The organism is Vibrio sp. 10N.247.311.47 (assembly GCF_041467535.1).
GTDB classification, from domain to species: domain Bacteria; phylum Pseudomonadota; class Gammaproteobacteria; order Enterobacterales; family Vibrionaceae; genus Vibrio; species Vibrio crassostreae_C.
The window spans coordinates 45,017-57,393 of sequence record NZ_JBFSUR010000028.1; the positions used below are offsets into that span (position 1 = coordinate 45,017).

Sequence of the window (12,377 nt, forward strand, 5' to 3'; positions counted from 1 at the left end):
CGTGCCACACAGATCGCGATGCGATGAAGGTAACATTTAACCTTACAAAATTCATTGATTTGCCGATAAAACTGTTAGCTAAGCGACCTAACGATACCCAAAACACATGCGACAACATTTTATTGACGTAAGCGACTGAAATCTGACACACTTTAACTACCCAAAAGGGGTAGGCCTGCACCAATTATGTGCTCAGAGAAAACAATCTATTCAGAACTAACTATAGATTCAACGCTCACCAGCGATTGATTCACAACTAATCAACTCCCTATTCTGCGCTGATTAACTGTCTATTCCTCGTTAACTAAATATGTATAATGCCGAATTATTAAAGTAGAGATTCGCAATAAATATGCGACAATAACTGAGAGATATTTTATGGACTGTCCCGCTTGCGAAGAACATATCGGTTGGGAATGGGTAGAAGAAGCGGCTATTGAACCCAATGAGGAATTCGATTGTCCAGAGTGCGAAGCAACATTGATGTACACCATCGATGAAGGAACCTACTACGGCGCTCAGCACAAGACCGTAGAAGTTATTGATGATTAAGATTATTTCCTGATGATCTGGATGTTTTATTAACTCTTTGATGTTCTAAGCCTGCGCAAAGCAGCTAAACACACCTTTACTAGAACGGGCGTTCAGCATAAAATATTGAACATATGTTCAGATTAATGAAGTAGATGTTATGGCCAAGACTGCGAAGTTCGATAGACAAGATGTAGTAGATAAAGCAACGAACCTGTATTGGGAAAAGGGCTTTCATGCGACTTCTATGCGTAACCTGCAAGACGTGATTGATATGCGTCCGGGCAGCATCTACGCGACGTTCGGCAGCAAAGAAGGCTTGTTTAAAGAGACATTGGCTCGCTATACCGAACTTGGCATCCTCAATCTAAACCGCTTTCGCAGTGAAACCGAATCGCCGATCAAAGCGCTCGAAAATTTCGTAAAACGCGCCGTTGTCGAATCGAAACAAAGTTCGCCAAATGGCATGTGTATGCTGGCTAAAACGGTCGCAGAACTGACTGATGAACACGCAGAATTGTTAGCAGAAGCGAAGAAGTCACTTAAGATAATGGAAGGTGAGTTCGCCAAGCTGATTGCAGAATCACAAGAACTGGGTGAGATCAGCAAAGAGCGCGAGCCTACTCAACTTGCTCGTCATGTTCAGGTTCAGATCGCAGGCCTGCGTACTTACGCCAAAACCTGTGACGATATCGATTTGCTCAACTCAATGGTCGAAGACGTATTTAAGTACCACCCTTTTTAGCGTCTGACCTTATAGATTGGGCACAATACAAAAAGACTCCACTTTCGCCTTAACAGGTCTGAGCGGAGTCTTTTTAGTTTTGATCTAGTTAACTTTATAGATGATAAACTTTGCGGTTTAAGGATTACACCTTTCTCATGATCAACGCTTGCGCATTAAGCATCGCTTCCTTAGTACTGACATCTAAGGTTTTCACGTTCGCAAAGCGTTCTACTTCTTTAATCGCCACGTCGTGAGCAAAGATCACCAGCCTCGCCCTTTCAATGTCTTTCGGTGTGATGCGATTACCTATTCCATTGGCACCTTGTGTTTCGACTTTAATCCGAACCCCAAGATGATGCGCCGCCTTTTCCAAAGACTTAGCCGCTAGGAAAGTGTGGGCAACACCAGACGGACAAGAAGTGATCGCGAGTACATCCGCTTGCCCCTCTTCCGTTACCGAGCCACCCGTGAACTGATTAGAATTCGCTTCGCCTTCGACCACGTTCTTTTTCAGCAATATCACAATTAAAGCCGTGGTAAGAGCCCCTGCGAGCGTGCCGACGATATAGCCAATCTTGCCATCCACCACAGGCAACACAATCCAGCCACCCCATGGCGCGTGGTTGACCACATGGAACATAAAGCCGACCACGTTACCAACTACGCCACCAGCAACAACAGCAGGCAGAACGCGCGCAGGATCGGCGGCGGCAAAAGGAATCGCGCCTTCACTGATGCCAATCATTCCCATGATGCCTGCGGCTTTTCCGGCTTCTCGTTCGTCTCGTTTGAACTTCTTAGGTGATATAAAAGTGGCAAGAGCCATGCCTAATGGCGGTGTACAAATTGCTATCCCGACGCCGCCCATCAACCATGGCTGGGTATTCACCTGCGTTTGAGCAAAAAGCGTTGCGACCTTATTGATCGGGCCACCCATATCAAAGGCCGTCATCGCACCCAAAATGCTACCCAACACCACTTTTCCTGAGCCTGCCATGCCAGTCAGCATTTGGTTCATCTCTAGCATCACTTGGGCAATAGGAGAACCAATCACCCACATCACCGCACCACAGGTAACAAAGGTGCCGACTAGTGGATAGATGAAGATCGAGCTCAGCGAGATCATGCTGTCTGGCAGCTTGATCTTCTTAAGTAGATTAACCACAAAGCCCGCGAAGAAACCGACCACTATCGCACCGAGGAATCCGGTGTTGTATTGATTGACCGCGACCCAAGAGCCGATCATTCCGGGCGCTAAACCCGGTTTGTCAGCCATCGAATACGCGATGTAACCACCGAGTACCGCAGTAAACAGGGTTAGCCCCGCGATGCCCATTTGCGCGATGTCAGCCAGAACGCCGCTCTCAGGCACAGCGCCATGACCCGACATCATTACCGACAAAGACAAAAGCACACCACCCGCGACCACGAATGGAATCATGTGTGAGGTGCCGTATAACAAGTGTTCTTTAAGGCGATTAAGAGATTGTGCCCAAGGGCTGAGTGGCTCGACATACACTTCATGATGGCTAGAGGCGTAACTATCGAACGATTCTAAATTGGCTTCGAGAAATAGCTCTTGAGCTTCCTCGACCGACTCCACCGCCTTTAATTTTGTAACAAAGCCATCTTCGATAAGTCTGGTCGAAATCTGAGCTAGTACCTCGATATGGTGGTCGTCGTGGTTATCGGGAGAAGCGAGCATAAAGAACACATCCGACAGCTCGCCGCCGTCTGCGCCATAATCGATGCCAGAACGGCTGATACCTACCGCCACAGCAGGTTTAGCTACGGCAGTACTTTTCGCGTGTGGAATCGCAATACCATCGTCAAAACCTGTATTACCGATGGCTTCACGCTTCCAGATATCATCAAGGAATTCACGTTTATTGGAGAGCTTACCGGCACGGTCGAGCAGTTCAACAAGCTCTTCAAATACCGCCTGTTTTGAGTCTGCTTGTAAATCTAAGCAGATGATCTCGGGCTCGATAATGTTGGTGATATCCATATGCTGCTCTGCCTCGCCTGATTTCAGACTGAAGTAATTAGTGTCTGTTAACCAAAGTGATAAGGTTAATAAGATGAAAAGATTAACGGTGTGAAGGCACTCAATATATAGGACGAAAGGTGCATTAACTGGATTATTGTAACCAAGAACTCAGAGTGTGACTTTCACCTTGGAATAAAAAACGCCAATCCATAAAATCCACAGAACCCATAACAATATCGTCCCTCCGCCATGCGAGCTTTCCATACTGGAGTTCCCATGCAAGATAGCTTTTCCAAGGTAACTTCTGAAAGGTAGCTTATGTAACGTAACAGGGACGAGATTAAGCCGAGAATAATAATGAGAATTGTAGCGGTAACTGCGTGCCCTACAGGCATTGCGCACACCTACATGGCAGCTGATGCTCTAAATAAAACAGCCCCTAAGTTCAACGTTTCAATCAAGGTTGAGACGCAAGGCGCTATGGGTATTGAAAACTTACTGACCGCCCAAGATATTACTCTCGCAGACAAAGTATTAATCGTATCTGATATCGATATTGAACAACCAAGCCGGTTCGACCCAGCTAAAACCTTATTCATTCCCATGGAAGAGGTGTTGTTGAGTGTCGATAAAGTCTTTATTAAGCATTGTCGAACTTAAACTTTTCATGAACGAATATCAGATTACCTTCTTCGTTAACGATCCTGCCGCAAACTCACATGTCGCGCAGCCGCTGACTCGCTTAGCGAAGAAGTTCAAAAGCAACATCCGCATTATCAACATCACTCAAAATCGAACCGCTGATCTATCCAAATCCGTCGCGATGCTGCAAGTAGGTTTACTTCGTGGTGACTTGTGTCAGATAACCGCGGTTGGGATTGATGCGGAGCTGGTCTGTTTCGTTCTCAAAGATGTAATTGCTGAGCATTACGACATGGTTGGGTCACAAGTGAACCATGAATTCTCTAAAGATTTAATCCAGCGAATGCCACAAATATGCCCGCCTTGTGACATCAAATGGCACCACGCTAAGGCGCAAACCCAACTGACCAAATTTGAGTGCTTAAAAGGGCTCGCTCACCTTGTTTATCCAGAAGACCCAGATGAACTAATTCTGGCATTCATTAAGCGAGAAGAACGCTCGTCTACGTGTGTGTCACCGGGTATCGCCTTGCCGCATGTGATGTTTGAATCGACTCAAGATCTCTCAATTGCCGTTATTGTCAGTGACGACCCGATTGACTGGGCATCACGTATTGGCGAAGTGCATGTAGCCATTGCTCTTGTTTTACCAACCAAGCCACAACGAGAGCATATTGTGGCGGCGACCAACCTAACTCGAAACCTCCTTCACGATCAGGTCAATGAACGTCTGCAAAAGACTCGAAGCAGTGTCGACCTACAAGCTCTTCTAATGTATATTTCTTCACGTCTGATTTAATTCATTTCACCCTTTTAAGTTCAATTTATTAGTCAGCTAAGTTACTCATTCCATTGGTTATAATCCCAATTGCTCACACAATAAAAAACGGCTGAGCAATTACGCTCAGCCGTTCTATTCTAAATGGCTTATCTTGTAGGTTTAGTTACTTAAGCTGTTTTTTTCGCTTGTTTCGCATCCTCAACCGAGTCGTCTACAGCTTTCACTAACAGTAGACCAACGATAAACACAATACCGCCACACAGTACGAACATCATTCTTCCCCAGAATGGGTTTGGTAGAGCAAACATCGCCATCACAGCTACACCAGACACTGCGATCAATGAACCCAGCATGTGACGTTGTTTGTTATCCAGTTTCTTCTGCGCGGTTGATTCAGAAACCAAAGGCGTCGATAGGTTAGTGAAGAAGGTATCAACATCTTTCTGACGAGACGCTTCCAGTGGTTTATAGAACAAAGTCGAAAGAATAAAGAAGCCGCCTGTAAACGTTAAGTGAGCAATCAGACCTACCGCTACTTTCAAATCAGACCATTCACGACCTGTTAGCGGCTCTAGGTTGAACCAATTTTGTAGCATTTCAGCGGTAATCACGAAGCCTACGATGTAAGACACAATCGCGCCAACCACTAACGTGCCCCAACCTGCCCAGTCCGGAGTCTTCTTAATGAAGAAGCCACAGAATGCTGGAATCGTCATTGGGAAACCGATTAATGCACCTACGTACATCATGGTGTCGAACAAGCTCAAGCCTTTCAATGAATTGATAAACAGTGCGATAAGGATGATAGCGACACCGAAAACCGAAGACATCAACTTAGATACAACCATCAATTCTTTCTCTGTCGCGTTTGGACGAAGAATCGGTTGGTAGAAGTTGATTACAAAGATACCTGAGTTACGGTTTAAGCCTGAGTCCATAGAAGACATGGTTGCTGCGAACATTGCTGCGATTAGAAGCCCCACCATACCCGCTGGCATGTATTGCTCTACGAAGTAAAGGTAAGCGAAGTCGCCTGCTTTAGAACCTGCATCTGGATAGTGCGCCGCAAGGTCAATGCCTTGCCCAGCTACAAACCAAGGTGGCATGAACCAAATGATTGGACCGATGGTCATCAGAATACACGCTAACAGAGCCGCTTTTTTCGCATTCTTTGAATCTTTTGCCGCTAGGTAACGATATGAGTTCAACATATTGTTGGTGATACTGAACTGTTTGAAGAAGATGAAGAATGCCCAGATTCCGAAGATACTTACGTAGTTCAGGTTGTTACCAGAAACGAATGATGCGCCTTCTGCTACAGGGAAATCGTTGATGATTTCAGTAACGCCGCCACCTTGCACGATAGCCACGGCTGCACACGTTATGGTTACTGCCATGATGATAACCATCTGCATGAAGTCAGACGCGATAACCGCCCATGAACCGCCCGTTACCGACATCACTAGTACGACAAGACCGGTTAGAACGATGGTGGTTGTCATATCGAAGCCGAAGATGCCCGATGCGATAATCGCCAAGCCATTTAGCCAAATACCCGCAGAAACAATGCTGTTCGGCATGCCAGACCAAGTAAACACTTGCTCGTTGAAGCTACCAAAACGCATACGAATCGCGTCAATTGGCGTTACCACGCGTAGTTGACGGAATTTCGGAGCGAAGTACAGGTAGTTCATCAGGTAACCAAATGCGTTCGCTAGGAAGATAACCGCGACAGCCATACCATCGGCATACGCTTTACCCGCTGCGCCAGTGAAGGTCCAAGCACTGAACTGAGTCATAAACGCAGTTGCGCCAACCATCCACCAAAGCATGTTACCGCCCCCGCGGAAATAGTCACTGGTTGTACTGGTGAACGTTCTAAACATCCAACCTATTGCGATAAGGAAAAGGAAATAAATTCCTACGATCAGAGTATTGAGTTCCATGTATAAGTCTTCTTTATGATGAATATCTGAAGAGCATATTATCTATTGAATTTTTAATTTGTAGTATTATAAGTCAAGGTTGTGATGGGGCGTATAAACCTGAATATTTGATTTCGAGGCATGAATTACACGTTAGTAAATAAAGAACAATCTAACGAAAAGTAAACATTTAAAATCAATAACTTAAAAACATTTCAATCAGTAATCTGGACAACAATAACAAGATTTTATCGTCTCGATAAGTGGTTTTTAATTTACTTAGCATTCATTAAATGCATCGCATTAATACATCAACTCTCACACGTTTAATGCAATAAATAGGCAACGAAAAATAATAAGCAACTCGCAAAGCGAACCCGTAATGTTATTAATTGGGGTTATTTGGTGAAACGGGATAAATAGAAATCGTGCCTAAAGATAAGGTTGGGAAATAAGGTGTAGAAATAAACGGCAGAGGAGAACACAAAGCAAATTGATCACCACAACACAGAGCTCACTGTGGTGATCTAGTCATACAAATTTCGGTCGTATACGCTCTGGTCAGAAAAGGTCATTTGAAGGGATATTAGATAGAGCCACGATATTCGGTCGGCGTTCTTCCGGTGCGATTCTTAAACACTCGACAGAAGTAGTTCACATCCTTAAAGCCACAACGCACTGCCACTTCATTGAGCTTGAAGTTGTACTTTTTGAGCATGAACTTAGCGCGATCGACCCGCACGCGGGTAATGTACTCTGCTAGCGTCATGTGGCCTTGCTGACGGAACATTCGCGACAAGTGATTGGATGAAATGCTAAAGCGTGAGGCAATGCTGTCTCGGGTGATTTGGCGGTGGAAGTTCTCTTGAATGTAGATACAAATCCCCTGATACACATCCTGTACTCGGCTATGAGATTTTTCTACGGGCGCTTCCAGCATGATTTTACTGTATTGCAGTAGAGCTTGCAGCAATAACTCATCCATCGGCTGCTTGTTGCTCTCTCTCGCTAACGAGCTAAGCGCCTCCAAGATGTTATCAATCGCAAACCCAGAGCGAGTCTGAATACTGTGCTTTTGAATATCATAAAAGCTCTCTTCCCCTTTGCGCTTACTCACCAAACTTAAACCCAGCTGACGACGACCAAACAACATACTCAACACCGAGCAGTCAGTATCCCAGTTAGGTTTATTCCAGCAGTTGGGTGGGATGAAAATAGCGTCTCCGGCTTTGGCAATAACGTTAGTGATCTTGCGATCATGACTCTCCATTTCATTAATATACTCTCCGTCTAGCACCAGCTCTAAGCGCGGAAAGTTCACCTGATAACTGCACGCTGAAGGTGTATGAAAATCTCCAGCAAACCAGATGTTATGAAACGGTTCTCGCTCATTTAACACCGACGAGATTAAGTCATGAAATATCATTATTCGAACTCTTATAAGCAGCAATAAGGCTACCGGAATAGATATACCTGTAACTGAAACATAGCGCTATTGAGCAAAATCACAATTTGAGATCTAGGTTACAAAAATCCAGTTGTAGAAATAAATCTCCAGTAGAGAAACCGATAAGTCACGTTACTTCCCAGATAACAAATCACGCCGAACCCCTTATAAATAAAAGCTTAAGAGCACGACAAACCTTGTCAACACAGGGCTAAAAACGCCCGTTCGACCGATCAAAATCACACTCCACTTATAACGCAACAATCATCCAGTAAATGCATTTTTTCTTCACTACAGAAGGCAAGCCGTAGATTCCAGAATACCCCTAACAAAATAAAAACAGAGTAGGGGTTCATTATGATCACGACATTGATCAATCAAGATTTGATTAAGCTTTCGCTTAGCGCTAATTCAAAAGAAGACGTATTTAAAGAGCTAATAGACGTGCTTTACGCACAAGGCCGAATTTCAGACAAAGCACAGTTTCTTGCCGACATTAAGGCGAGAGAAGAACAAGGCAATACCGGATTTGAAGAAGGTATTGCTCTGCCACACGCGAAAAGCAGCGCGGTGATCAAACCCGCGGTTGTTATCGGTGTCCATCAACAGGGTATCGAGTACGGCGCCGATGACGGTCAGCCATCAAAACTATTTTTCATGATTGCCTCTCCTGATGGCGGCGATAATCACCACATCGAAGTACTGGCAGAGCTTTCTTCAAAACTGATTGAAGAAGGCTTTATCGAAAGCTTCATGAATGCTCAATCTGAACAAGAAGCTTTGGAGCTACTGCTTGCCAAGCCTGAGCCGTCAGAGATTGAAACCAACGTTGAGAAACAAGGCTTCATCATTGGTGTAACTGGCTGCCCAGCTGGCGTTGCACACACGTATTTAGCCGCCGAAGCGCTAGAGAAAGGCGCGGCGGCTCTTGGCTACGACATCAAGGTCGAAACTAACGGCTCTATCGGCGTTAAAAACAGCCCGACTCAAGAAGAGATCGAACGCGCAGATGCGATTGTGGTGGCTTGTGATAAACAGGTCGACATGGCTCGCTTTGCCGGAAAACGCGTTATCAGCACCAACGTAAAAGCGCCAATCAAAGACGCACAAAGCTTGATCAAACAAGCTCTCAACGCGCCAAGTTATCAAGCTGAACAAGCGCCGACCAACCAATCCGTTGCCGAAAAAGCATCACAAGCGCGTTCTGACCTTTACCGTTACTTGATGAATGGCGTATCACACATGATCCCATTCGTGGTGACGGGCGGCCTTTTGATTGCGCTTGCACTGGCTATTGGCGGCGAGCCAAGCGAGTCTGGCATGGCGATTCCTGCTGGCAGCATGTGGAACCAAATTCTAGAAGTCGGTGTGGTTGCGTTCACGCTGATGATCCCAATCTTGGCTGGCTACATTGCTTACGCGATTGCCGACCGCCCTGCCCTAACCCCTGGCTTGATTGGTGGCTGGATTGCTAACAACGGTTCTTTCTATGGCGCTGACGCAGGTACAGGCTTCATTGGTGCAATCATCGCAGGTCTATTAGTGGGTTACTTCGTTAAATGGATTACTTCGTTTAACTACCACAAATTCGTTCAACCACTTGTGCCTATCATGATCGCTCCGATCACTGGCTCTTTGTTCATCGCGGGTCTGTTCATCTTTGTTATCGGTGCACCTATCGCTGGGCTGATGGATGCGCTTACTGCACTGCTAACGAGCATGAGTACAGGCAACGTGGTTTTGCTTGGCATCGTATTGGGTGGTATGGCTGGTTTCGATATGGGAGGCCCATTCAACAAGGTGGCGTTCCTATTCTCAGTCGGCATGATTGCCAGCGGTCAAACTCAGTTCATGGGTGCAATGGCGTGTGCAATTCCTGTGGCTCCACTGGGCATGGCTATCGCAACCAGACTTGGTCGTAAGTTCGACCTGTTCGAATCTTCTGAAATTGAAGCGGGTAAAGCCGCTGGTGCGATGGGCTTGGTGGGTATCTCTGAAGGTGCGATTCCTTTCGCGGCTCAAGATCCAATGTCGGTTATCCCTGCCAACGTGCTTGGCTCAATGACTGCAGCGGTTATGGCGTTCTCATTTGGTATCACCAACAGCGTTGCCCATGGTGGCCCAGTTGTAGCTCTGCTCGGTGCAATGAACTACCCAATGCTGGCACTACTATGCATGGCATCAGGTGCGGGCGTGACTGCGGTGACTTGTATCGCGCTTAAAAATCTACGCAAAGCCAAGCTAACAGCAGCAGCGGCTTAAGCCATTTCAACTCCAATGGCTTGAGCCCTTCGACCCTATTTTTTTTAGTAGCTAATACTTTTAGCAACGAGTACTTTTAGTTGCTAGTTTTTTACTAATGAGTAAGTCGAATAGAGCTCAAGCCATGTTTCCCTTCATGGTGATTTCGATGTCTGATTTTTCTTTAGCGAACGACTCGTTCGTACAACGCTTTTTCTACCCTATGACTAACGTGATTCAAAACTACGCATGGGGTAGCCCTTCTTCGTTTAGCCAACTGTTTGGTATTGATAACCAATCAGGTGAGCCGCAAGCGGAGATATGGATGGGCGCTCACCCGAATGGCTGCTCAATGGTGAACGACAACGGGCAGCAGACCACGTTGTCGAACCTTATTTCCAAGAACCTAAACCTGTTTCTAAGCGAGAAAGTCGCGAGCCGTTTTGGTGAACTTCCGTATCTGTTTAAGGTGTTAGCTGCCGAGAAAGCACTGTCTGTTCAAGTACACCCGAACAAGCAGCAAGCCGAATCTGGCTATGCTCTTGAAGAGCAGCAAGGCATTCCGATGACAGCGGGCAACCGTAACTACAAGGATCCCAACCACAAACCAGAACTGGTGTATGCCCTAACCGACTACACGGCGATGAATGGTTTTAGGTCGATCAACGAGATCCTTGAGCACTTCCACTACCTGGATATTCCAGAGCTGCAATCGATGGTCAATGACCTAACAGGCGACCAAACTCCCAATGGGTTAGCCAGCTTCTTCGCGAGCTTATTGTCTTTGCAAGGAGAACAAAAAGGCATGGCGCTGACCATGTTACTGATGAAGGCAAAGCTTTCTGATGCACCCGTGTTCCAGTTGATTTCAGAGTTGGAGCAACAGTATCCAGGTGATGTCGGCCTGTTTGCTCCGCTGCTATTGAACGTGATTACGCTAAAGCCGGGGCAAGCCATGTATCTGGATGCAGAAACCCCTCACGCTTACATCAAAGGCACGGGCTTAGAAGTGATGGCGAATTCAGACAATGTACTCCGCGCAGGGTTGACGCCTAAGTACATGGATATCCATGAATTAGTCTCTTGTACTCAATTCAATGAAAAGCCTGCCGATAGATTGCTGCTAAGCCCGATAGAGCCAGGTGATGTGATGGAATACCAAATTCCAGTCGAGGATTTTAAGTTCTCTATCGTGCAGAATTCACATCAGAGAAAGATCACCACTGAGGGGGCAGAGATCCTGCTTCCGCTCGACGAGTCTATGGTGCTCACTCACCAATGTGGTGAAACCTGCGTAATAGAGAAAGGCCAGTCGGTATTCATTCCGGCTTATGCTGAGAGTTACAAACTGGATTGCGTTGGACGCGTAGCGCGCGCTTACAGCTAGTTCCCTCACAAATCAGTACAAAGTCTTAATGCCCTGCTCATGCGGGGCATTTTTGTTTTTGACGAAGGCTATTAGCGGTCAAAAACCTAACCCAAAACACCATCAAACATGACCCAAATCACACCGCATTAATGATGCCAATCACACTTAATTTTGCTGGATACAAATGTACAGTGAAGGGCTTTTATTTGCTATTTCGCGAATCAGGTTAATCCATTAATTTTAATTCAAGAACTTCAATAGTGAATGAGTTAATAAATGATCACACAACTAACTAACGTCAACTTAATTAATAACAACCTTCAAGCGAATAATAAAAAAGAACTGTTTGAAGAATTGGCAGGCATGTTATTTGAGAACAACCGAATCAGTAATAAAGAAGCCTTCTTGGCGGACATCGAAATTCGTGAATCTCAAAGCATCACTTCAATGGACGGCATCGCTTACCCACACTCAAAAAGCAAGGCTGTAACTGAGCCAGCGATTGCAGTCGGTGTTAAGCGTGAAGGCATTGAGTATGGCGATGAAGACGGCATTAACCCAACCGTGTTTTTTATGATTGCCTCACCCGATAACGGTGCAGATCATCATATTTATGTACTACAAGAACTATTTGGAAAATTCAGCGATGAATTTATTCAAGATATCCATAACGCAAAAGACGAACAACAGATCCTTAATATTTTAATTAATTCATAAGGCGTAG

10 protein-coding genes are annotated in these 12,377 nt (G+C 45.6%); 7 read left to right on the top strand and 3 right to left on the bottom strand.

All coding sequences use genetic code 11. The features are described from left to right. Positions 1-378 precede the first annotated feature (378 nt). Both AB6E51_RS17730 and AB6E51_RS17735 read left to right on the top strand, forming a co-directional pair. On the top strand, positions 379-552 hold the full coding sequence (locus tag AB6E51_RS17730; RefSeq protein ID WP_017061661.1) for a hypothetical protein: 174 nt from the start codon (positions 379-381) through the stop codon (positions 550-552). Between the two features lie 139 nt (positions 553-691). Beyond that, entirely contained in the window at positions 692-1,276 is a 585-nt protein-coding gene (locus AB6E51_RS17735; protein WP_017076914.1) for a TetR/AcrR family transcriptional regulator, read from the top strand. 124 nt (positions 1,277-1,400) lie between these two features. Here the strand turns inward: AB6E51_RS17735 and AB6E51_RS17740 are convergent, their stop codons facing one another. Further along, the gene (locus AB6E51_RS17740) at positions 1,401-3,266 is read right to left on the bottom strand and encodes a fructose-specific PTS transporter subunit EIIC (protein ID WP_372059075.1); all 1,866 of its coding nucleotides are present in this window, start codon (positions 3,264-3,266) and stop codon (positions 1,401-1,403) included. A 339-nt stretch (positions 3,267-3,605) separates the two neighbouring features. Between AB6E51_RS17740 and AB6E51_RS17745 the strand changes: the two genes are divergently transcribed. Both AB6E51_RS17745 and AB6E51_RS17750 read left to right on the top strand, forming a co-directional pair. Beyond that, positions 3,606-3,908 carry a PTS fructose transporter subunit IIB gene (locus AB6E51_RS17745; protein ID WP_017069788.1) on the top strand — a complete coding sequence of 101 codons (303 nt, stop codon included), beginning with the start codon at positions 3,606-3,608 and terminating at the stop codon, positions 3,906-3,908. Between the two features lie 7 nt (positions 3,909-3,915). Beyond that, the gene (locus AB6E51_RS17750) at positions 3,916-4,689 is read left to right on the top strand and encodes a PTS sugar transporter subunit IIA (protein ID WP_102332223.1); all 774 of its coding nucleotides are present in this window, start codon (positions 3,916-3,918) and stop codon (positions 4,687-4,689) included. A 149-nt stretch (positions 4,690-4,838) separates the two neighbouring features. On the opposite strand, the gene AB6E51_RS17755 is transcribed toward AB6E51_RS17750, so the two are convergent. Continuing rightward, on the bottom strand, positions 4,839-6,617 hold the full coding sequence (locus AB6E51_RS17755) for a sodium:solute symporter family protein (protein ID WP_372059073.1): 1,779 nt from the start codon (positions 6,615-6,617) through the stop codon (positions 4,839-4,841). Positions 6,618-7,182: 565 nt separating this feature from the next. Continuing rightward, the gene (locus tag AB6E51_RS17760) at positions 7,183-8,022 is read right to left on the bottom strand and encodes a helix-turn-helix transcriptional regulator (protein ID WP_102482194.1); all 840 of its coding nucleotides are present in this window, start codon (positions 8,020-8,022) and stop codon (positions 7,183-7,185) included. Positions 8,023-8,400: 378 nt separating this feature from the next. On the opposite strand from AB6E51_RS17760, the gene AB6E51_RS17765 reads away from it, so the two are divergent. The 3 genes from AB6E51_RS17765 (at position 8,401) to AB6E51_RS17775 (ending at position 12,370) form a co-directional block, all read left to right on the top strand. After that, complete coding sequence (locus AB6E51_RS17765; RefSeq protein WP_102482193.1) at positions 8,401-10,305, top strand: fructose-specific PTS transporter subunit EIIC; 1,905 nt, start codon at positions 8,401-8,403, stop codon at positions 10,303-10,305. 148 nt (positions 10,306-10,453) lie between these two features. Next, positions 10,454-11,671 (top strand): mannose-6-phosphate isomerase, class I, encoded by a 1,218-nt coding sequence (gene manA / locus AB6E51_RS17770; RefSeq protein WP_102482195.1) that lies wholly within the window; start codon positions 10,454-10,456, stop codon positions 11,669-11,671. A gap of 258 nt (positions 11,672-11,929) precedes the next feature. Continuing rightward, the gene (locus tag AB6E51_RS17775; RefSeq protein WP_054541497.1) at positions 11,930-12,370 is read left to right on the top strand and encodes a PTS sugar transporter subunit IIA; all 441 of its coding nucleotides are present in this window, start codon (positions 11,930-11,932) and stop codon (positions 12,368-12,370) included. Positions 12,371-12,377: the final 7 nt, after the last annotated feature.